19 protein-coding genes are annotated in these 20,861 nt (G+C 71.1%); 11 read left to right on the top strand and 8 right to left on the bottom strand.

The annotated features are described in order from the left end of the window. Position 1 precedes the first annotated feature (1 nt). A complete protein-coding gene (locus RN729_RS00575; protein WP_310781540.1) occupies positions 2 to 676 on the top strand; it encodes a nitroreductase family protein in 675 nt (224 codons plus the stop codon). A 36-nt stretch (positions 677 to 712) separates the two neighbouring features. On the opposite strand, the gene RN729_RS00570 is transcribed toward RN729_RS00575, so the two are convergent. Beyond that, positions 713 to 1,786 carry a Glu/Leu/Phe/Val dehydrogenase dimerization domain-containing protein gene (locus tag RN729_RS00570; RefSeq protein ID WP_310781538.1) on the bottom strand — a complete coding sequence of 358 codons (1,074 nt, stop codon included), beginning with the start codon at positions 1,784 to 1,786 and terminating at the stop codon, positions 713 to 715. A gap of 167 nt (positions 1,787 to 1,953) precedes the next feature. On the opposite strand from RN729_RS00570, the gene RN729_RS00565 reads away from it, so the two are divergent. After that, a complete protein-coding gene (locus RN729_RS00565) occupies positions 1,954 to 2,550 on the top strand; it encodes a hypothetical protein (RefSeq protein WP_310781536.1) in 597 nt (198 codons plus the stop codon). A gap of 36 nt (positions 2,551 to 2,586) precedes the next feature. Here the strand turns inward: RN729_RS00565 and hemH are convergent, their stop codons facing one another. Continuing rightward, positions 2,587 to 3,651 (bottom strand): ferrochelatase, encoded by a 1,065-nt coding sequence (gene hemH / locus RN729_RS00560; RefSeq protein ID WP_310781535.1) that lies wholly within the window; start codon positions 3,649 to 3,651, stop codon positions 2,587 to 2,589. A 125-nt stretch (positions 3,652 to 3,776) separates the two neighbouring features. Here hemH and hemG point away from each other — a divergent pair, with 125 nt between their 5' ends. Continuing rightward, the gene (gene hemG / locus RN729_RS00555; protein WP_310781534.1) at positions 3,777 to 5,042 is read left to right on the top strand and encodes a protoporphyrinogen oxidase; all 1,266 of its coding nucleotides are present in this window, start codon (positions 3,777 to 3,779) and stop codon (positions 5,040 to 5,042) included. Between the two features lie 38 nt (positions 5,043 to 5,080). On the opposite strand, the gene hemE is transcribed toward hemG, so the two are convergent. Further along, positions 5,081 to 6,103 carry a uroporphyrinogen decarboxylase gene (hemE, locus tag RN729_RS00550; RefSeq protein WP_310781533.1) on the bottom strand — a complete coding sequence of 341 codons (1,023 nt, stop codon included), beginning with the start codon at positions 6,101 to 6,103 and terminating at the stop codon, positions 5,081 to 5,083. Between the two features lie 115 nt (positions 6,104 to 6,218). Here hemE and RN729_RS00545 point away from each other — a divergent pair, with 115 nt between their 5' ends. Continuing rightward, positions 6,219 to 7,982 carry an amidohydrolase family protein gene (locus RN729_RS00545; RefSeq protein WP_310781532.1) on the top strand — a complete coding sequence of 588 codons (1,764 nt, stop codon included), beginning with the start codon at positions 6,219 to 6,221 and terminating at the stop codon, positions 7,980 to 7,982. Further along, positions 7,976 to 8,524, top strand: coding sequence for a TlpA disulfide reductase family protein (locus RN729_RS00540; protein WP_310781531.1), 549 nt, complete (start codon positions 7,976 to 7,978; stop codon positions 8,522 to 8,524). The genes RN729_RS00545 and RN729_RS00540 overlap by 7 nt, the downstream gene beginning before the upstream one ends. Here RN729_RS00540 and RN729_RS00535 read toward each other — a convergent pair. Further along, entirely contained in the window at positions 8,521 to 10,287 is a 1,767-nt protein-coding gene (locus RN729_RS00535; RefSeq protein WP_310781530.1) for an ABC transporter transmembrane domain-containing protein, read from the bottom strand. The genes RN729_RS00540 and RN729_RS00535 overlap by 4 nt on opposite strands. A 111-nt stretch (positions 10,288 to 10,398) precedes the next feature. Between RN729_RS00535 and RN729_RS00530 the strand changes: the two genes are divergently transcribed. Then, the gene (locus tag RN729_RS00530) at positions 10,399 to 11,472 is read left to right on the top strand and encodes a COX15/CtaA family protein (protein WP_310781528.1); all 1,074 of its coding nucleotides are present in this window, start codon (positions 10,399 to 10,401) and stop codon (positions 11,470 to 11,472) included. On the opposite strand, the gene RN729_RS00525 is transcribed toward RN729_RS00530, so the two are convergent. Beyond that, entirely contained in the window at positions 11,469 to 12,758 is a 1,290-nt protein-coding gene (locus RN729_RS00525; protein WP_310781527.1) for an acetyl-CoA C-acyltransferase, read from the bottom strand. The two genes, RN729_RS00530 and RN729_RS00525, sit on opposite strands and share 4 nt — an antisense overlap. Positions 12,759 to 12,877: 119 nt before the next feature. Here RN729_RS00525 and gltX point away from each other — a divergent pair, with 119 nt between their 5' ends. Then, positions 12,878 to 14,353, top strand: coding sequence for a glutamate--tRNA ligase (gene gltX, locus RN729_RS00520; protein WP_310781526.1), 1,476 nt, complete (start codon positions 12,878 to 12,880; stop codon positions 14,351 to 14,353). Further along, on the top strand, positions 14,350 to 14,817 hold the full coding sequence (tadA, locus tag RN729_RS00515; protein ID WP_310781525.1) for a tRNA adenosine(34) deaminase TadA: 468 nt from the start codon (positions 14,350 to 14,352) through the stop codon (positions 14,815 to 14,817). The genes gltX and tadA overlap by 4 nt, the downstream gene beginning before the upstream one ends. Positions 14,818 to 14,854: 37 nt before the next feature. Here tadA and RN729_RS00510 read toward each other — a convergent pair whose 3' ends face one another. The 3 genes from RN729_RS00510 to RN729_RS00500 all read right to left on the bottom strand — a co-directional run bounded on the left by RN729_RS00510 (position 14,855) and on the right by RN729_RS00500 (position 17,786). Continuing rightward, the gene (locus RN729_RS00510) at positions 14,855 to 15,223 is read right to left on the bottom strand and encodes a transcriptional repressor (RefSeq protein WP_310781524.1); all 369 of its coding nucleotides are present in this window, start codon (positions 15,221 to 15,223) and stop codon (positions 14,855 to 14,857) included. 35 nt (positions 15,224 to 15,258) lie between these two features. Then, positions 15,259 to 15,633 carry a MerC family mercury resistance protein gene (locus tag RN729_RS00505; protein ID WP_310781523.1) on the bottom strand — a complete coding sequence of 125 codons (375 nt, stop codon included), beginning with the start codon at positions 15,631 to 15,633 and terminating at the stop codon, positions 15,259 to 15,261. Between the two features lie 191 nt (positions 15,634 to 15,824). Continuing rightward, entirely contained in the window at positions 15,825 to 17,786 is a 1,962-nt protein-coding gene (locus tag RN729_RS00500) for a Na+/H+ antiporter NhaC family protein (RefSeq protein WP_310781522.1), read from the bottom strand. Positions 17,787 to 17,857: 71 nt separating this feature from the next. Here RN729_RS00500 and pyrR point away from each other — a divergent pair, with 71 nt between their 5' ends. The 3 genes from pyrR to RN729_RS00485 are packed head-to-tail and all read left to right on the top strand — an operon-like array spanning position 17,858 to position 20,795. Continuing rightward, on the top strand, positions 17,858 to 18,529 hold the full coding sequence (gene pyrR, locus RN729_RS00495; protein WP_310781521.1) for a bifunctional pyr operon transcriptional regulator/uracil phosphoribosyltransferase PyrR: 672 nt from the start codon (positions 17,858 to 17,860) through the stop codon (positions 18,527 to 18,529). After that, positions 18,526 to 19,500, top strand: coding sequence for an aspartate carbamoyltransferase catalytic subunit (locus RN729_RS00490; protein ID WP_310781520.1), 975 nt, complete (start codon positions 18,526 to 18,528; stop codon positions 19,498 to 19,500). Before pyrR ends, RN729_RS00490 begins: the two co-directional genes overlap by 4 nt. After that, on the top strand, positions 19,497 to 20,795 hold the full coding sequence (locus RN729_RS00485) for a dihydroorotase (RefSeq protein WP_310781519.1): 1,299 nt from the start codon (positions 19,497 to 19,499) through the stop codon (positions 20,793 to 20,795). The genes RN729_RS00490 and RN729_RS00485 overlap by 4 nt, the downstream gene beginning before the upstream one ends. Positions 20,796 to 20,861: the final 66 nt, after the last annotated feature.

The following is a 20,861-nucleotide window of genomic DNA, read 5'->3' as shown; positions in this document are numbered from 1 at the left end:
GATGACGGACGGCGGTGCGTACCGCCCGGTGCCGCTGGCGACGTTCACGCGGCGTGAAGAGGCGGAGATGGTGCGCCGCGCCCGGGCCTTCCGCGACGAGGTGCGACGCCGCCGGACGGTCCGGGAGTACTCCGGCGAACCTGTCCCGGAGGAGGTCATCGACGCCTGCATCGAGGCGGCGGGGACGGCGCCCAACGGCGCGAACCGGCAGCCGTGGCACTTCGTTGTCGTGCGCGACCCCGAGGTGAAGCGCCGGATCCGGGTGGAAGCGGAGAAGGAGGAGCGTGATTTTTATGCGCATCGTGCGCCGGCCGCCTGGCTGCAGGCGCTCGCCCACCTCGGGACGGACGAGCACAAGCCGTTCCTGGAGAGGGCGCCCGTCCTCATCGCGATCTTCGCGGAGAGCTACGAGGTGCGCGACGGGGAGAAGCTCAAGAACTACTACGTGACGGAATCCGTCGGCATCGCCACGGGGATCCTCATCACGGCGCTGCACCACGCGGGGCTCGCCACCCTCACCCACACGCCGAGCCCCATGGGCTTCCTGAACAAGGTCCTCGACCGCCCTGCCAACGAACGGCCCTTCCTGCTGCTCGTCGTGGGCTATCCGGCGGACGACGCGCTCGTCCCGGACATCACGAAAAAGCCGCTCGACCGCATCGCCTCCCGCCGGTAACCGGCGGGCGCCGGGGGGCGATTCGGCGCCGGCGGCTTAGGCGGCGGGCGAGAGCGGTCCGCCGGTGGCGTCGAGGAAGCGCCGGGCTCGCCGGCGGGCGGCGTGGAGCGGCGATTCTCCGGCGGCGGCCGCCTCCTCGAATATCTCCCGCAGCGAGGACCCGATCTCGTCGACGCTCGCCCGGAGCCGGGCCTCCTCCCTCTCGCCCCGATGGATGGCGGCAAAGGCGGCGGCCCCGCCGGCATTGATCACGTAGTCGGGGGCGTAGAGGATCCCGCGCTCGTGGAGTCTCTCTCCATCGGCCTCGGAGAGGAGCTGGTTGTTCGCGGAACCGGCCACGATCCGGCACCGGAGACGGGGAATCGTGTCGGGGTTGAGCGTCGCCCCGACGGCGCAGGGCGCATACACGTCCACGTCCACATCCCAAAGGTCGTCGGCGGGGATGACGACGCCGCCGAAGCGCGTCCGCGCCCGCTCGGCGGCCTCCTCGCGCAGGTCCGTCAAGTAGAGCGTTGCCCCGGCCTCGGTCAGGAGCCCGGCCAGGGGGAGGCCGACATCGCCGAGTCCCTGGATGAGCACTGAGCGGGTGCCGAGGTCCACCTCGCCGAAGCGGTGCTCGAGCGCGGCCCGGATCCCGGCGACCACGCCCCGCGCCGTGTACGGCCCGGGATCGCCCGGCTTCCCGTCCACGAGGCCGACGGCGTACCCGGAGATGGCTCCGATCCGGGCCATGTCCTCCGGCGTCGTGCCGAGATCCACGCCGGTCTGAAAGGCGCCGCGGAGCGAGATGAGACGGGCCGCGTAGCGGTCGATCAGGCCGGCGCGGGCCTCGTCGCCCAGGTCGTCCGGGACGGCGATGACCGCCTTGCCGCCGCCATACCGAATTCCGACGCCCGCCCACTTCCACGTCATGCCCTCGGCGAGGCGCATGGCGTCGATCAGGCCGTCCACGGGCGTGGGATAGGAGGTCATCCGGGTGCCTCCGGCGGCCGGACCCAGCCGCGTGTCGTGCAGGGCGACGAAGATCCAGGCGCCGGTGGCGGCGTCGAAGGCGGTGACGACGGACTCGCCCTTCCACGCCTCCATGACGTCGAGAAAGCCGCGGGTCATACACTCTCCGTATTCGATTCGTGCGTCATCGGGTGCGCGGGCGGGGCGCATGTGCGCGGTGAGACTATCGCGCGCTGCCCGCGCGGGCGACATTGGAACTTGCGGGGCGTGATCGCGTATCGGTGCTCGGGAGGAAAGACGGCTGCGACCGACCGGGAGGTGCTGGGATGACGACACTGTTCTTCGGAGACATGCTCCCCCCGTCGCGCGAAGCCGAGAACCGTCGCGAACACGTCCTCGTCGGCACCGCCACCCCCCTCAAGCTCGATGTCCGGCCGGTCGAGCACCACCTGACGCCCCGGGGCAGCATCTGTATCGGGACCTTTCACGAAGACAGGCCGATCGGGCGCTGCGCCATCCCCCACGACAGCGTGAAGGACTTTCTCGAGATGGACCTCTTCGACAGGCCGGTCTCGCTCGCGCTGAACGTCCGGAAGGGCGGTCCCGGCATGGAGGGCAGCCTTCTCGCGCTCGTGCCGATGGACCGGGCGTCGCCGGGCGGATCCGAGCGGGATGAACCGTGGAGGGCCAGCGTCCCCGGCGCGGCGTACGACGACGCGATCAAGGCGGGCGGCGGCGAGTCCGGGTCCACTCAGCTGGTCGGAATCTTCCTCGGCGAGGTCGTGCGTTTCGAGGGAGACCGGCGGGAACCGGCGTCGATGCTCCGCGAAGCCGCCGACATGCTCGCGTGCGTCATCCGCGGGCAGGTGGACAGCGTCGGCGGCCGTGTCATCGAAGACCTCACCGCGCGCCCGGAGGGCTGAGCGAAGGCGCGGCGGCCGGTTGCGTCGCGGCGGCCGTCAGGCGACCGGTTCGCCGTTGAAGCAGACCTCCGTCCCGGGGCGACACCGGCACGAAGTCCGGGGAGGGAGGGCGGGGAGGTCGAGGCCCAGCGCCGCCAGCGCGAGGTCGGCCAGCACCTCGGCGAACGCCCCGTCGTCGTGCGGGACGGGGACGCGGCGAAACTCGAGGCCGAGTCCAGCGGCGTGCCCGGCGAGATCCACGTCGAGTTCCATCAGCGTCTCGGACTGCTCGTGCATGAAGCTGATGGGGTCGACGAGGATCTTCGCGACGCCCGGGAGGGACTCCAGCGCCGTCTCGATGTCCGGCGGCGTCCATTCGATCCGTCGGTTCGAGTGGTTCTGGTAGCCGAGCGTCCACGCCTCCACGCCGAGCGCGCGCGCCTGAGTCGCGCACCACTCCTCGACGTATTCCACGTAGCGGCTGCCCTCTTCGATGTACCGAAGCGGGGTGCCGTGGGCGCTGAACACGAGGCGGACGCCCGGGTCGGTCAGGCTCCACCCGGCTTCCGCGGCGGTGCGGCGGATCGCCTCGGCGCGAAGGCGCGCGTAGCGGGGATGACGATGCCACCCGGTCACGCCGCGCACCTCGGGGCGCCACCCGATACGCTCGAGCGCCCGCTCGACTTCGTCCAGCGCCGCGACGGTGGTCGAAGGACCGCACAGCGGGTACACCGGCAGGGGCACGAGCGCCGGGGCTCCGGTATCGCGCAGGCGGCGCAGCGCTTCCTCGATCGACGGCTCGGTGAACTGCATCCCCACGGCCACGCTCATCGGGTGGCCGCGGACCTTCAGCGCCCGGTCGAGCGCGGCGCCCTGCGCCTCCGCCTGACGGTCGAGCGGTGAGCCGCCGATCCTTTCGTAGACCTCGAGCAGACCGGGCGTCCGCCGCCGCGCGAGTTCGCGACTTCGCGCACGGGCCGCTGCCGTGTCCACGTGCGGCTCCAGCCGCGCGTTCGCCAGGAAGATCCGCTCCAGGAAGCGGGTGACGGCGCCCGGGTCCGCTCCTCCCGGTTCGCCGAAATTCAGGAGGAGGACGGCGGGTCGGGGTTCGGAGTTCGCCATCGCTCGAACATATCGGCGCGGTCCCCCGCTTGCCCGCGCCGGGAGGGTTCGGAACGTTGCCGCCTCCCGGCGCGAGAGGGTTCGAAGGGTGGCCGCTTCCTCGCGGGAGGCCGGAAGGGGGAGGCATGCGGGTCGGAATCATCGGCGGAGGGATCACGGGGCTGGCGCTCACGCACGCCCTCGCGCGGCGTGGTGTCGACTCGATTCTCTTCGAGGGAGCCCACGACGTCGGCGGGGTGATCCGCACCGCCCGTCACGACGGTGGGGTCGTCGAACTCGGCCCCCAGCGTACGCGGCTTTCGCCTCCCGTGCGGCGACTCGTCGATGAACTGGAGCTTCGGGGGAAGATCCTGGAGGCGCGGCCCGGAGCGCGGCTGTTCATCTGGGCCCGCGGCCGCCTGCGGGTCGTACCGACCCGGCCGCGCGGGCTCCTGACGGGCGATCTGCTCTCGCTGGCCGGACGCGCCCGCACCGCCCTCGAACCCCTCACCGGGGGGATTCGGCCGCAGGAGTCCGTGGCCCGCTACTTCAGCCGCAAGCTCGGCCGCCAGGCGTACGCCCGACTCTTCGGCCCCCTGGTTTCCGCGACCTTCGGCTCGGACCCGGAGACGATGCCGGCGGCGCGGGTCCTTCCGATGTTCCTCGGACCGCTCGGTGTGAAGCGCAGTCTGCTCGCCGCGGCGCAGCGCCGGGAGCCCGACGCCACGCCGCCCGCCTTCACCTTTCGGGAGGGCATGGGCACGCTCCCGCGCGCGATTGCGCGCCGGCATGCGGAACGGGTCCGCGTGTCCGCCCCGGTCGAGGAGATCCGCCGCTCCGGCCGGCGGTTCGAGATCGGTCAGGGGGGCGTCCGCCCGGACTCCGAAGCCGTGGACCACGTAGTGATCGCGACGCCGGCGCCCGTCGCGGCGGAGCTTCTGAGGCCGGTCGCCCCCGCGGCCGCCGACCGCCTCGCGGAGCTGCGGTATCACCGCGTGGCCGTGGTGCCGCTGGAAGTGGAGGGCGCGCCGGAAGGGTTCGGGTTCCAGGTCGCGCTGGGGGAACGGTGGCGCACGCGCGGCGTGACGTGGAACGCCTCGCTGTTCGGGCGCGACGGCCTCTGCACGGCCTACCTGGGCGGCGGCCTCGACCCTGATCTGGCTGCATGGAATTCAGCCAGAGTCGAGCGGACCGCGGCCGAGGAGTACGAGGCGATCCACGGGGTGGCGGCGGCCCCGCTCTGCACGGCCCGGCCGCGGCTCCCGGCGTATGACGGCTCGTGGACGGCGCTGGACGGACTCGATCTTCCTCCGGGCATCACGCTCGCCGCCGGCTACACGGGACGGCTGGGGATATCGAGTCGAATCGCCGAAGCCGAGTCGGTGGCGGAGCGTCTCGCCGCGCACGCATAGCGCCATCCCGCCGGCCGGCGTTCCCGCGGGCAACGTCCTCAGCAGTTCTCGTCCGGCGGACTCCAGCGTCGCACCTCGTCGACGACGGCGGCGATCACCGCCGGATCGGAGTCCGGGTGGAGGCCGTGTCCGAGGTTGAAGACGTGGCCGGGCCTGCCGCCTGCCCGGCGCAGCACGTCGCGCGTCGCCGCGCGCGCCGCCTCCTCGCCCGCGAGAACGCAGGCCGGGTCGAGGTTCCCCTGGATCGCGCGCTCCGGGCCGACGATCTTCCATGCCTCGTCGAGGGGTGTGCGCCAATCGACGCTGATCGCATCGCCTCCCGCCTCCGCTACCGCGGCGTGCGTCGCGCCGTAGTGCACGGTGGGGACGCCCCTCTCGCGGAGGCGCTCCAGCAGGCGGCGTGAGTACGGGAGCACGTGTGTCCGGTAGCTGTCCGGAGCAAGGATGCCCGACCACGAATCGAACACCTGGATCGCGCCGGCGCCGGCCTCGTGCTGCGCGATCGCGAACTCCGCCAGGTGCTCTGCCCAAAACCCCGCGAGCCGGTCCCAGAGTCCGGGAGACCGGAGGATGAAGGCCCGAAGCTGGGCGAGCCGGCTGTCGCGCGTGCCGCGCGTGAGGTACGAGCACAGGGTGAAGGGGGCCCCCACGAAGCCGAGGATCGGGCGCGCCTCGTCCGCCGCGAGGAGGCGGATCGCTTCGAGCACGAAGTCTAGTCGCTCCCGCGGCTCGAAGGGACGCAGGCGGTCCACATCCTCGAGGCCGCCCCAGGGGGGCAGGGGAACGGGCCCGACGCCGGCCCTCAGTTCGATCTCGATCCCGGCGGCCTCGAACGGCGTCGACAGGTCCATGAAGAGGACGAGAGCGTCCACATCGAAGTACTCGAGCGGGAGTCGCGTGACCTGCGCGGCCGCCTCCGGGTCGCGCACGAGTTCGAGGAACCCGTGCGCCCGCCGAAGTTCGCGGTAGGCCGGGAGGGAGCGGCCCGCCTGCCGCATGAACCACACCGGGGTCCGCTCCACGGGTTCGCGCGCGAGCGCGCGCAGAAGAAGATCGTTCATGGCCCGCCGATGTTACCCCGTCGCGCGGCGCTCGCCAAACCCTCCGGTTGGACTCGTGTGCGACCTGTCTTAGCTTGCGGCCCACGACCCGGGATCTCTCACAGGGGGAGCGACCATGAACCGCCGTGACCTTCGCATGCTTCTTGTTGCGGCCGTCTTCGGGTTCCTGCACATGGCGACCGTCGCCGCGCAGGAGCCCGCATTCGACATCCTGCTGCGAGGCGGACGCGTGCTGGACGGCACGGGGAATCCGTGGTATCGGGCCGACGTCGGGATCCGCGGCGGACGCATCGCCCGGGTCGGGGACCTCGCCGACGCCACGGCCGGCCGCGTGATCGAACTCGACGGCCGCTACGTCGTCCCCGGATTCATCGACATTCATTCGCACGCGGACCAGGGACTCGACGAGGCGGGAGATGCCGGCAGCGAGGGCGCGCGCCGCCGGGCCGCCCCGAACCTCGTGAGCCAGGGCGTGACGACCGTCGTGGTGAACCAGGACGGCCGATCGCCGTGGCCGATCGCCGATCAGCGCGCACGGCTGGAGTCGCGCGGCCACGGGCCCAACGCGGCGCTCATGGTCGGGCACAACACGATCCGCGCGATGGCGCTGGGCGACGACGTCATGCGCCCTTCGACGCCGGCCGAAGTCGAGCGGATGACGGAACTCGTGGAGCAGGGCATGGCCGAGGGGGCCTACGGGCTCAGCGCGGGGCTCGAGTACTTCCCGGGGATCTGGAGCGAAACCTCCGAACTCTTCCCCCTCGTCGAGGCGGCGGGACGCGGGGGCGGCCTCTACATCGTGCACGAGCGCAGCTCCGGCATGACGCCGATGTGGTTCTGGCCGAGCCAGGACGATCCGGGGCCGCCGACCATGATCGAGACGATCATCGAGGACATCGAAGTCGCGGAGCGCACGGGCGTGACGACGGTGGCGACCCACATCAAGGCCCGCGGCTCGGATTTCTGGGGAGCGGGGCGGGCGCTCGTGGACCTGATCGAGCGGGCCCGGGCGCGCGGCGTGCCGATCTGGGCGGACCAGTACCCGTACAATACGACGGGAAGCGACGGGAGCACGGTACTCCTCCCCCGCTGGATCTTCCCCGGCGGCGGATTCGGAGGCGGCCCGCGCAGCCGGGAGGCGGTCGACTACGCTTCGCGGCTCACGGAAGCGCTCGGCGATCCCCTGCGGAGCGAAGAGGTGCGGCTCGACATCGCCCACGAGATCGGACGCCGCGGCGGGCCGGAGAACCTCGTCGTCATGGACCATCCCGACGAGACGCTGGTGGGAAAGACGGTAGCGGAGCTTGCGGCGGAGTGGAACGCGTTCCCCGTGGACGTGGCGATCCGCCTGCAACTCGAAGGGTACCGCACGCGTCCGGGCGGCGCCCGCCTGCGCGGCTTCTCCCTCTCCGAGATCGATGTCGAGGAGTTCTCGGCCCATCCGTGGCTCGTGACGGCCTCCGACGCCGGGATCGCGCTCCCGGACGACGGACCCGTGCACGCCCGCTTCTACGGCACCTTCCCGCGAAAGATCAAGCGGTATGCGATGGACCTGGACGTGCTGTCGGTGGAGAGCGCGGTGCGTTCGATGACGTCGCTTCCCGCGCAGCTCATGGGGATCCGGAACCGCGGCCTCATACGGGAGGGGCTCGTCGCCGACATCGCGGTGCTCGACCTCGACGAGCTCCAGGACCACGCGACCTTCTTCGAGCCGCACCAGTATCCGTCGGGCGTCGATTTCGTGCTCGTGGCCGGCACCTTCGTCGTCGACGAGGGCGAACTGACATGGGCGCTTCCCGGCGTTGTCCTGACGCCGGGTGCCGGCGGGGAAGCGAGCGCCGACGAGGAATCGAGCACCGACGAGGCGGCGGGATGCTGACCGGGCGGGGTGCCGTCGCCCTCCTCGGGCTGGCCGGCTACGGGTGCGGCCCGGGGGGCGACGCGGCGGATGGAGAAGCGGCGGATGGCGGCGCTGCGGTGAGCTACACGGACGCCGTGCCCTCGGGCGCGAAACCGGCGCCCGAAGACGTCTTCCGCACCCTGGAGGGCGGCGAGGCGAGCTTCCCCGACCTGCGGGGCAATGTCGTCGTCGCGAACCTCTGGGGTACCTGGTGCCTCCCGTGCCGCGATGAGCTTCCGGAACTCGTGGAACTTGCCCGCATCTACGACGGCCGGCCCGTGGTCATGCTCGGACTCGCCGTCGATTCCGGCGACGTCGGCGAGATCCGTGCCTTCATCGAGGAGTTCGGCGTCGAATACCCGAACTGGATGATGGGGATGGATGACGCGGTCGGGACCTTCGGGGCCGTGGGCTTCCCGACCACGGTGATCGTGGACCAGGAGGGATGGATCCGGAAGGAACTCCTCGGTCCCCAGACCGCCGCATCCCTCACGGCTGAGATCGAAGCCCTCCTCCGCTAGGCGAGTTGCTGGCCCTCGTAGAGGCGGGCATAGAGTTCACAGCGATCGATCAGCGCGTCGTGCGGACCGCTGTCGATGAGGCGTCCCCGGTCCAGAACGAAGAGCCGGTCGGCGCGCCGCACCGTGCGCAGGCGGTGGGCGATGATGACCGTCGTCCGCCCCGCGGAGGCGAGTTGCAGCGCCTCCTCGACCAGCGCCTCGCTCTCGGCGTCGAGGCCGCTCGTCGCCTCGTCCAGGATGAGAATCTCGGGTTCCTTGAGGAGGACGCGGGCGATTGCGATCCGCTGACGCTGTCCGCCGGAGAGCCGGACGCCGCGCTCGCCGACCCGTGTGTCGTAGCCGTCCGGCAGCCGGTCGATGAACTCGCGCGCATGCGCCGCCTCCGCCGCCGCCTCGATCGCCCCGCGGTCCGCGTCCAGCCGCCCGTACGCGATGTTCTCGCCGATCGTCCCCGCGAAGAGCGGGTGGTCCTGCGGCACGATGCCGATCCGCGATCTCAGCTCCGCGACGCCGCAGGCTCGAACGTCGGTCCCGCGCACGCGGACCCTTCCCTCGGTCACGTCCCAGAAGCGGGGGATGAGTGATGCGAAGGTCGTCTTCCCGGCGCCGCTCGGGCCCACGAGCGCGACGACTTCTCCGGGCGCGATCGTCGCCCCAATCCCCTCCAGCGCCCACGGTTCGCTCTCGCCGTAGCGGAACGAGGCGCCCTCGAAGGCGATCTCCGGCGGTCCTTCTCCCGAGATCGATTCCGGGGCTTCCGGGTCCACGATTTCGCTCTCGCGGTCGAGGAGGTCGAAGACGCGCCGCGCGGCGCCCTGCGCCTCCTGGTACGAACCCCAGAGCGACGCGAGCGCCATGATCGCCGCCGCGACGGAAAAGGCGTAGAGGAGGAACGACACCAGCTGTCCCGCCGTGATCTGCGCCGCCAGCACGAGCCGTCCGCCCTGCCAGAGGACGACGACGATGCCGCCGAAGGCGACGACCGTGAGGATGCCGAAGAGCAGCGCGCGCACCACCGCCCGCGAGAGCGCCGCCTCGAGCGCCGTGCGAATCCCGGCACGGTACCGCTCCCGCTCCCATTCCTCACGCACGAACCCCTGCACGACCTCGATCTGGCCGAAGGCCTCGTCCGCGACCGCGTGCGCGGCGGCGAGACGATCCTGCACCTCGGTGCTCCGGCGCCGCAGAAGGCGGCCGAGCGCGAAGCCGGCGAGCACGACCACGGGGGCGACCGTCAGCGTCGTCAGCATCAGCTGCCAGTGAAGCAGCGTGAGGAGGATCGCGGCGCCGACGAGAAAGAGCACCTGCCGCACGAGTTCGGCGATCTGGTGCCCCATGATCTGCTGCAGCGTCGAGCAGTCGGAGGCCAGCCGCGAGGTGAGTTCGCCGCTCGTTCGGCCCGCGTGGAAGCCGGGGGGGAGCGCGACGAGCCTGGAGAAGAGTTCGTCGCGCAACTGCGTCACGACCCGCTCGCCCGTCGCCCCCAGCCAGTACGTCTCGCCGAAGTTGAACACGCCCTGGAGCGCGAAGAGTCCGAGCAGTCCGAGCGCGATCGTGCCGAGGAGCGCGGCGTCCCCGTTGCCGAAGGCGGCGTCCATCAGGTAGCGGACGATGAGGGGGAAGGCGAGCCCGATCGCCGTGCTCAGGAGGAGGCAGACCCCGGCGCCGACGAGAGCCGGCCGGTGGGCCCGCAACCGCGGGGCCAGCCGCTTCAGCGCGAACAGCGAAATCCGTGATCTGCCGCGTCGTCCGGAGTCCGACATCGCGCTTGGCCTCTCCACCGTCCCCGTCTATCTTCCGCGCCCCGGCGACTCCGGGAGGGACCGAAGTTCGCACAGGTCACGAAACCGGCGCAAACGCACCCCGGAACCCTCATGCCATCGCCTTCCGTTCAGAGCATGCCGCGACGCCACGCGCGGATCATCGCCGCCTGGCTCCTGGTCGGCTGCACCCTCGTTGCGGCGACGCTCGTCGTGGGAGGTGTGACGCGCCTGACCGGATCGGGCCTCTCAATGGTCGACTGGGAACCGGTGAGCGGCGTCGTGCCTCCGCTGAGCGCCGAGGGGTGGGAGCGCGAGTTCGCCGCCTATCGCGACTCTCCGGAGTACCGGCTCGTGAACCGGGGGATGTCGCTGGCCGACTTCAAGCGCATCTTCTGGTTCGAGTACGCGCACCGGCTTCTCGGGCGCGTGATCGGACTCGTCTTCATCATCCCCTTCGCAGTCTTCCTTCTCCGCCGGATGATCCCGCCGTCTCTCATCCCGCGCCTCCTGCTCCTTCTTGCGCTGGGAGGCGCCCAGGGGCTGCTCGGCTGGTGGATGGTACAGAGCGGGCTCGTCGACATCCCCCGCGTGAGTCCCTACCGCCTGACCGCGCATCTCTCGCTTGCGGTGCTCGTCTACGCCCTCACGCTCTGGACCGCGCTCTCGCTGCTGCGCCCCGCGGCGGAAAACGGGGGCCTGGAACCCACGTCGGGCGCCGGCCTCCCCCGCGGCTCCGCCGGCCTCCCCCGGGGGTCCACCGTCGTACTCGGGCTCGCCGCGCTCACGCTGCTCTCGGGCGGCTTCGTGGCCGGTCTGGACGCGGGACTCGTCTACAACACGTTCCCCACGATGGGGGACGGCTGGATTCCCCCGGACCTCTTCGGGGCGTCCCCCTGGTGGCTGAGTCCGTTTGAGGACAGGACGACGGCGCAGTTCAACCACCGCGTCCTCGCGATGGTCCTGCTCGGGGGTGTGACGGCGCTCTGGTGGGCCTGCGCGCGGCGCGCCCCGGCCCCGGCGAGGACGTGGGCGCACGCCGGCTTCGCGGCCGCGTGGGCGCAGGCGGTGCTGGGGGTTGCGACGCTGCTCCTCTTCGTCCCCATCCCGCTTGCCGCGCTGCACCAGGCGAACGCACTCGTCCTCGTCACCGCGCTCCTGGGCCTGACCTTCGAACTCCGCCGCTAGACGGCCTCCAGGAGCGCCACGTGGCCGAGGCCGCCCGCGGCGCACACGCTGACGATCGCCCGCGTCCCGGCCGGCCGTTCCGCGAGGTCGAGCACCGTCTGGGAGAGGATGCGCGCCCCGGTGGCGCCGAACGGGTGTCCGAGCGCGACGCTCCCGCCGTTGGGGTTGATCCGGTCGCGCGGGAACGCGCCGAGGCCGTCCTTCACGGAGGAACGGGCGGCGAGCCACCTCGAGTCCTCCAGCGCCGCGACCGTGCACAGGACCTGCGCCGCGAACGCCTCATGGAACTCCCACAGCCCGATGTCCTCGAGCGTGAGTCCGTGGCGATGCAGAAGTTCGGCAATCGCGATGGCCGGGGCGATGAGGAGCCCCTCGCGGTCCGGATCGATGGCGGCCTGCCGCCAGTCGAGGAGGCGCGCCCGCGGCAGCGAGTCGGGAAGCGAGGAGAGTCCCGCCTCGGACGCGACCCAGCACGCCGCGGCTCCGTCCGTCAGGGGCGTGGAGTTGCCCGCGGTGAGCGTCCCCCCGGAACGGGAGAAGGCCGGGCGAAGGCCGGCGAGCTTCTCCATCGACGTCCCGGCGCGCGGGAGGGTGTCGCGATCGACGGGGAAGGTGCCGGGCGTGACGAGGAGCCGCCGGAAGAACGCGCCCTCATCCCGGGTGGCGCCCTCGTGACTCGCGAGCGCGAATCGGTCCTGAGCCTCGCGCGAGATGTCCCATTCGCGGGCCATCTCCTCGGCGTGCCCTCCCATCGTCTTCCCCGTCGTCCGCTCCTTCACCGCCGGCGCCGAGATCCGGAAGTCGCGGGGGCGAATCCCCGCCAGCGTCCGCACCATGCGCGCCGGGCTGCCCGCGCTCCCCGCGCGTCGGATCGTCCGGCTGAGTCCCGGCGAGAGTCCGATCTGCGTGTGACTCGTCGATTCCACGCCGCCGCAGAGGACGAGATCCGCCCGTCCCCCGGCCACCTGACCCGCGCCGTGGGTCGCGGCGGCGATGGAGGTGGCGCACGCCTGGACGATGCCCTGGGCCGGGACGCGCGCCTCGAGACCCGCGTCGAACCAGACCTCACGGCCCCAGTTGCTCACCGTGAGCGAGGGGATGACCGCGCCCCACAGGAAGAGATCGATCCGCCCCGCGTTCTCGCGGCCCGGCCCCCCATCTCCCGCCACCGTCTGCTGGATGACCGGGGCGGACAGCGCCAGGCTGTCGAGGCGCGAAAGTTCGCGGTCGATCTTCGCAAACGGACTGCGGAGGCCGGGGAGGACGAAGGCGGATCCGGGGCTCATGCGTGGCATCCTATGGGTCGTCCATCCAAGATGGAACAATCCCGGCCCGGATGCGCGGGCGCGCGGAGTTCGACCGGTTCCCCAACGGAAGACGGTTCCCCGACGGAAGAGGAGCGTTCATGACGGTCCGGGTGAGGTTCGCCCCCAGCCCCACCGGTTTCCTGCACGTGGGCGGCGCGCGCACGGCGCTGTTCAACTGGCTGTATGCTCGCAGCGCGGGCGGGACGTTCCTCCTGCGCGTGGAGGATACGGACCGGGCGCGTTCCCGCCCCGAACACACGCAGGCGATCGTGGACGGACTCGCATGGCTGGGTCTGGAGGTGGACGAGGGTCCGGTGTTCCAGGCGGACGGCGTCGAGCGCCACCGGCGCGATGCCCTGAAGCTGCTCCGCCAGGGGGCCGCCTACCGGTGTTTCTGCACTGCGGAGGAACTCGCCGCGCGGCGCGAGGAGGCGAAGCGGGCCGGGGCGGGATACGGGTACGACGGCCGCTGCGGGCGGTTGGACGCCGCCGTCTCCGACGCGCGGGCCGATGCGGGGGAGCCGTTCGCCGTCCGGGTTCGGGCGCCGGAGGAGGCGATCGAGTGGGAGGACATGATCCACGGGCCGATGTCGTTCCCGGCCGGGTCGATCGACGACTTCATCATCCTCCGTTCCGACGGGACGCCCGTCTATAATCTCGCCGTCGTCTCCGATGACGCGGAGGCGGGGATGACGCATGTGATCCGCGGCGATGACCATCTCTCGAACACGCCGAAGCAGATCCTCCTCTATCGCGCCCTCGGCCGGCCGCTCCCCGCCTTCGGACACGTGCCCCTGATCCTCGGCTCGGACGGCAAGCGACTCTCCAAGCGCCACGGCGCGATGTCCGTCCTCGCCTATCGCGACGAGGGCTACCTGCCCGATGGGATGGTGAACTTCCTCGCGCTCCTCGGCTGGTCTCCGGGAGACGACCGGGAGGTGTTCGATGTCGGAGGCCTGACGAAAGCGTTTTCGATCAGCCGCGTGCTGAAGAAGAGCGCGGTGTTCGATCTCGAGAAGCTCGGCTGGCTGAACGGGCGCCACATCGCCGACGCTCCGGCGGCCGACCTGGCCGGAGCCGTCGTCGAGATTCTCGGCCGGGAGGCGCGGGAGGACGGGCGGGACCTTTCCGAGACCCACCCCGGACTCGATTCCTCGCCCGAGCGCCTGGCGCGGATCATCGATCTCGTGAAGGGACGTCCGCGGACGCTGCCCGCGCTCGCGCGGCAGGTCTCTCCCTTCTTCGCCGCGGGCATCCGCTACGACGAAGATGCGGTGAAGCGTTTCTGGAAACGGCCGGAGGAGACGGCCTTCCACCTCCGGCTTCTGGCAGAGCGTCTCGCCGGGGAGGCGGCGTTCCGCGACGTGCAGACGCTGGAATCCGAGGTGCGGGGTCTCGCGGCGGAACTCGAGGTCGGCGCGGGGCGGATCATCAATCCCCTCCGCGTTGCGCTCATGGGCCAGGCTGTGAGCCCCGGCATCTTCGAGGTGCTCGAAGCGATGGGACGGGAGCGGACGCTGGCCCGGGTTCTCGCCGCAGCCCGTGCCCTCGACGCCCGGATGGCCACGGCGTGAACCGGACCTGGCCCGCGGAGCACGAGGCGCCGATGCGGCGGGCGCTGGAACTCGCGACGCTCGGCGGGGAGAGGGGGGAGGTGCCCGTCGCCGCGCTCGTCCTCGACGCGGGGGGCGAGATCGTGGCGGAGGCGCATAACCGGACTCGCGCGGACTCCGACCCTACGGCACACGCGGAGGTTCTGGCGTTGCGCGCCGCCGCCGCCCGCCTCGGCGACTGGCGGCTGGAGGGACACACCCTGTACGCCACCCTCGAACCGTGCGCGATGTGCGCCGGCGCCGCGGTCCTGGCCCGCGTCCGCACCGTCGTGTTCGGGGCCGCGGATCCCAAGGCGGGGATGTGTGGCTCGGTCGAGAACCTGGTCTGCGACCCGCGGCTGAACCATCGAGTGGAGCTCGTGCCCGGCGTGCTTGCCGAGGAATCCGCGCGTCTCCTGCGGGACTTCTTCCGCCAGCGGCGCTAGCGCGGCGGCTGCGGCGTCAAAGCGGCCGGGCGGCCGGTCAGACGCACTCCTCGCAGCGGCCGAAGAGGACCAGCTCGTGGCTTTCGACCTCGAAGCTCTCGGGGGCCCACTCTTCGATTTCATCCGGACAGTGGTGCACGTCGAACACCTGATCGCACGTGCGGCAGAGGAAGTGGTGGTGATGCGGCCCGCCGGCCAACTCGTACCGAAGCCCACCGCCCGGAAGCTCGACTTCCGACAGCCACCCTTCGGCGACGAGGGCCTTCACGTTCCGATAGACGGTCGCGATCCCGAGCGACGGCACGATCCGCCGGCCGTGCTCGAGGACCTCATCCGCCGTGAGGGGGCGCGCGACGCTCATGAACACGTCCCGAATCGCCCTGCGTTGACGGGTGTCTCGTTGCATTGGCAGTCTACCCGGACCAGAGGGGACGGTCGGCGTCAGCTTCGTTGATCCGTGGGCTCCTCTTCGTCACATACCGCGCACGCGCCCGCGCCGGCCTGGCAGATGCGGGCGCCCTGAAAAAGCGCGCCTGCGAGGACCAGGCTGCCGGCGGTCGACGTCCCGGTCTCGGGCAGCGGCTCGAGCCAACCGGCGAGGGAGGCGAACCAGAGTGCGGTCCCCCCCGCGAAGATGAGCAGCACCGCCGCGTTCCTGCGGGCCGGGCCCAGGGCGAGCATGACCGCGCCGAGGACGAAGGTCCCGGCCCAAACCGCTCGCTCGACGCCCTCGGAGAGCGCAAGCGCGGGTGCCGCCGCGACGAGAAACGGCGTGAGCGCACAGTGCACGCCGCACCAGACCGCGGCGCACGCCACCACGCGCGATCCCGAAGCCAGAGACGCACCCGACGAGACCCTCGACGGGGCCGTTGCGAGAGTTGCGAGAGAGTTTTTCATCAGGGCGTGATGATAATGGATTATCAATCGCGTGTCACGAAATCCGCGTCACGGCGGCTGCCCGCCGGCCCCGGGGGACGACCCCGCGTGTGCGCGCGACGCCGGGGCCGTCAGCTTCCCGCGGGAACGGGCCTTCCGACGAAGCGCAGCACGACGATGACCGTGCCGATCCCCAGCAGGTGGGCGATCCAGGGCGACAGTCCGTAAGACGTCCCCACATGGCCGAAGAGCATCGCGGCCACCGCGACGACGAGCGCGTAGGGAAGTTGCGTTCGCACGTGGTCCATGTGGTCGCACGCCGACGCCATCGAGCTGAGCACGGTCGTGTCGGAGATGGGCGAGCAGTGGTCCCCGAAGATCGACCCGGCGAGGACCGAACTGATCGAACTCACGAGCAGCTCGCCGCCTCCGGCCTCGAAGCCCGTGGCGCCGCCGAGGGCGACGATAAGCGGGACCACGAGCGGGAGCAGGATGGTCATCGTGGCCCACGAGGTGCCGGTGCAGAAGCTGACGATCGCGGCCGTCACGAAAGTGATGACCGGGACGAGTTCCGGCGCGAGGTTGCCTTCGAGGATCTGGGTCAGGTACGGCGCCGTCGCGAGCTGACTCGTAACCTCGCCGAGCGACCACGCGAGGGTGAGGATGACGAACCCCATCGTCATCGCCCGGATGCCGGCGAGCCAGCCGTCGAGCGCCTGGCTCAGCGTCAGGATGCGCTGCGTCACTGCCAGCCCGATCGCGACCAGGCAGCCGGCGAGCGAACCCCACAGGATCGCCTTGAACGGGTCCGCCGCGCCGAACGTGTCCCAGAGCGAGGCCGGCCCCACGGCACCGCGGCCGTCGAAATACAGCCCGAAAAGGACCGTCAGGACCACCGTCAGCACGGGGATCGCCGCATTGTACCAGCGCAGGGGCACGCCCTCCGGCGCATCGAGTCCCGTCTCCTCGGAGTTCACCATCAGCTGCGACCCCGGCCGGAAGACGCCGCCGCCGGTGCGTGCCCTCACCTCCGCTCCGTGCATGGGGCCGAAATCCCGCTGCGAGGCGATCACCGCCGCGACCATGAACAGGGCGAGGATGGGATAGAAGAGGTACGGAATGCTGCTCAGGAAGACCGTGAAGGGGCTCGCGGAGGCGAGCGCCCCGGCCAGCGCGGGGTCGGCGGTCTGCTCGGCGGCAATCCGGAGTCCGTCGCGGATCAGCGAGATCTCGAAGCCGACCCACGTCGACACGAAGGCGATCGTGACGACGGGGGCGGCCGTCGAATCCACGAGATAGGCCAGCTTCTCCCGCGAGACCTTCAGCTTGTCCGTGACGGGGCGGAACGTGTTCCCGACGATGAGCGTGTTCGCGTAGTCGTCGAAGAAGATGCCCACGCCTGCGAAGAAGGTGGCGAGTTGCGCGCGGCGCGGCGTGGTGGCCAGCGGCCGCAGGGCTTCGACGATCCCGCGCGTGCCCCCGGAGCGCGAGATTACCCCCACCATCGCGCTCAGCAGCGCGGAGAACATGAGGATCGAGGCGTTGTCCGTGTCGGCGAGGGAAGGGACGATGAACGTGTCCATGGTGCGGCCCAGCCCGGCGAGCGGGTCGAGGCCGGCGATGAAGAATCCGCCCAGCCAGATGCCGAAGAAGAGCGACACGACGACGTGGCGGAAGATGAGCGCTAGGGCGATGGCGATGATCGGCGGAAGGAGGCTGACCCAGCCCGGGAATTGCGGCGGATCCACGCTTGCACTCGCCGACCCCCCATCCGACGTCATCTCCACGGAGAGCGGGAGGGCCCCTTCCGCGGCCCGCAGCCCGCTGACGGAGGTCTCGGAGCGGATGGGCAGATCGCCGGCGGCGAGTTCGCGTCCCGAGGCGGATCTCACGCGATAGCGGGCGTTCTCCCCGTCTTCCGTGTGGAGTGTGAGAGAGAAGGGAACGTTCGTGAGGACGACGGCGGGCCCCTCCACGTTGAGCGAGGGGCCGTCCTGCGCAAAGACGGCGCCGGGGAGAGAGGCGGACAGGACGAGCACCGGCAACACAAGCCACCGTCCGGCGTGCCGGAAGATGTCGGATCGTATGCGCATGCCCGAACCTACCGGGGCGATCTCGCGAGGGTCAACGCAGGTCGACGCGCAGGTCGACGCGGGGAGAGGGGATGCGGGCGACGTTGATCGCGGCAGGGGGGCGATCTATACTCCCGCCCGAGGAGGCCGCCCGAGCAGCCACGGCTGCCGGCGCCGAGCCGCGCGACGGATCGAGCGAAGCCGAGACGACACTGACGCACAACGTCCTCGACGAGGCCGCTGCCCGAGGGCTCCTTGCCGAGCTTTCCGCGCAGCTTGACCGGGCGATCGAGCCCGACGCCCGCCTCATCCTCATCGGCATCCACCGCCGCGGCGATTCGATCGCGGCCGAGATAGGCCGTCACCTCGAGCCGACGCGCGGCGCCGTTCCCATCGGTTCGCTCGACATCACGCTCTACCGCGACGACTTCGGGCAGGTCGGCGCGCTCCCTCTCGTCGGGACCACCCGCATCCCGGAGTCCATCGAAGATGCGCACATCGTCATCGTCGACGACGTGCTTCACACCGGACGAACGATCCGGGCCGCGCTCCGGGAGCTGTCGGACTTCGGGCGGGCGCGCCGGATCCAGCTCTGCGTTCTCGTGGACCGCGGGGGACGCCAGCTCCCGATCCAGCCCGACTACGTCGGCCGCGTGATCGAAGTCGGCCCTAACCAGGACGTGGCGGTGCGCGTCGCGGACACGGACGGCGACTGGGGCGTCGACATCGTCGCCCTGCCCGCCGCTCCGGAGGCGGGGGCATGACGACCCAGGGGCGGGAGCTCGAGTTCGGAAAGGACCTCATCGGACTCGAATCCCTCACGGGGGGCCAGATCGAGGCGATTCTCGATACCGCGGAGCCCTTCAAGGAGATCAGCGAGCGCAAGATCAAGAAGGTGCCGGTCCTCCGCGGGCAGACGATCGTCAACCTCTTCCTCGAACCCTCGACCCGGACCCGCATCAGCTTCGAGTTCGCGGAGAAGCGGCTCTCTGCCGATACGGTGAACATCTCCTCCGCGGGCTCCTCCGTGCAGAAGGGCGAGACGCTCGTCGACACGGCGCGCAACCTCGAGGCGATGAGGATTCACATGGTCGTCGTGCGTCACGGATCGTCCGGCGCGGCGAAGTTCCTCGCGGACCGGATTCCCTCCAACGTCATCAACGCCGGCGACGGTCAGCACGAGCATCCCACACAGGCGCTCCTCGACCTGTTGACGATCCGGGACCGGTTCGGGGCCATCGCGGGCCGGCGCGTGTGCATCGTCGGCGACATCCTCCACTCCCGAGTCGCGCGCTCGAACATCTGGGGCCTCCTGAAGTGCGGGGCCGACGTCGCCGTGTGCGGGCCGCGCACGCTGATCCCGGCCGGGATCGAGGAGCTGGGCGTGCAGCGGCTGGACTCGATCGAGGAGGCGATCGAATGGTGCGATGTGCTCTACGTGCTGCGGCTTCAGCTCGAACGGATGGAGGGCGGCTACGTCCCCTCGCTGCGCGAGTACAACCGGGTGTTCGGCGTCAGCTCGGAGCGCCTCGGCCGCGCGGGTGACGAGATGATCGTCCTCCACCCCGGGCCCATGAACCGGGGCGTCGAGATCGACTCCGATGTGGCGGACGGTCCGCGCTCGGTGATCCTCCCGCAGGTGACGAACGGGGTCGCCGTGCGGATGGCCGTCCTCTATCTGCTCGCGGGCGGACGTCCGGAGTGGGCCGAAGACGCCAAGGGGGCGGGGCCGTGAGCGGGTCGCTCCTTCTCGCCGGCGGCCGGGTGATCGATCCCTCCTCGGGGCTGAACGAGGTGCGGGACGTCCTCGTGCGGGATGGACGGATCGAAGCGGTCGAGCAGGGCCTGGCGGGGCCGGAGGGCATCCCCCGGGTCGAGGCGCGGGGACTCGTCGTCGCGCCGGGGCTGATCGACGTGCACGTCCACCTGAGGGAGCCGGGCGCCGAGCACAAGGAGACGATCCGCACGGGCGCGCAGTCCGCGGCGGCGGGCGGCTTCACGACGATCTGGGCGATGCCGAACACGGATCCGCCGCTAGACGACCCCGCCGCGGTCGGCTTCGTGCGGGAAGAGGCGCGGCGCTGGGCCCGGAAAGGGGAGGGCGGGGCGCGCGTGAGTCCCGTGGCCGCCGCCTCGCTCGGCCTCGCCGGAGAGCAGATGACCGAAATCGGCGGCCTCGTCGAGGCGGGCGCGGTCGCGGTCACCGACGACGGACACCCGATCCACGACCCGGCGCTCATGCGGCGCCTGCTCGAGTACACGCAGTCCTTCGGGATCCCCGTCCTTCAGCATGCGGAGGACATGGCGCTCTCGGCGGGAGGGGTGATGAACGAAGGCGCCGTGGCCACCGCGCTCGGCCTGCGCGGGATCCCGAACGCCTCGGAGGCCACGATCGTCGCGCGGGACATCTATCTCGCGGAACTCACCGGCGGGCACGTACACGTTCAGCACGTCTCGACCCGCGAAGCGGTCGAACTCATCCGCGCCGCCCGCGAGCGCGGCGTGCGGGTAAGCGGCGAGGCCTCACCTCACCACATGGCGCTGACGGAAGAGGCGGTGCGCGGCTATCGCACGGAGGCCAAGATGAACCCGCCGCTCCGGTCCGCGGCCGACCGCCTTGCGGTGCGGCAGGGGCTCATCGACGGGGTGCTGGAGTGCGTGGCCACGGACCACGCCCCGCACCACTACGAGGAGAAGGAACGCGAGTTCGACGATGCGCCGTTCGGCATCGTCGGTCTCGAGACCGCGCTCGCCGTGTGCATCGGCGAACTCGTGAAGCCGGGGGATCTCCCGCTCTTCGATCTAGTCGAGCGGATGTCCACGGCGCCAGCCCGGTTGATGGGGATCGAGGGCGGCACCCTGCGCCCCGGCAGTCGAGCGGACATCGTCCTCTTCGATCCGGAGGAGGAGTGGACGGTCGACCCCGCGAGCTTCCGCTCGAAGAGCCGGAACACGCCCTTCATCGGGTGGGAGGTGACGGGACGCGTGAAGCGCACGATCGTCGGCGGCGAGACCCGCTACCACGACTGACCCGCGCCGACCTGACGGCGCCGGCCTGGCGGGCCGTGGCAGGACCCCGCGGTCAGGCGGAGCGGG

It is taken from the genome of Candidatus Palauibacter polyketidifaciens, assembly GCF_947581785.1.
Classification (GTDB): Bacteria; Gemmatimonadota; Gemmatimonadetes; order Palauibacterales; family Palauibacteraceae; genus Palauibacter; species Palauibacter polyketidifaciens.
This window is presented reverse-complemented; position numbering and strand designations above follow the sequence as displayed.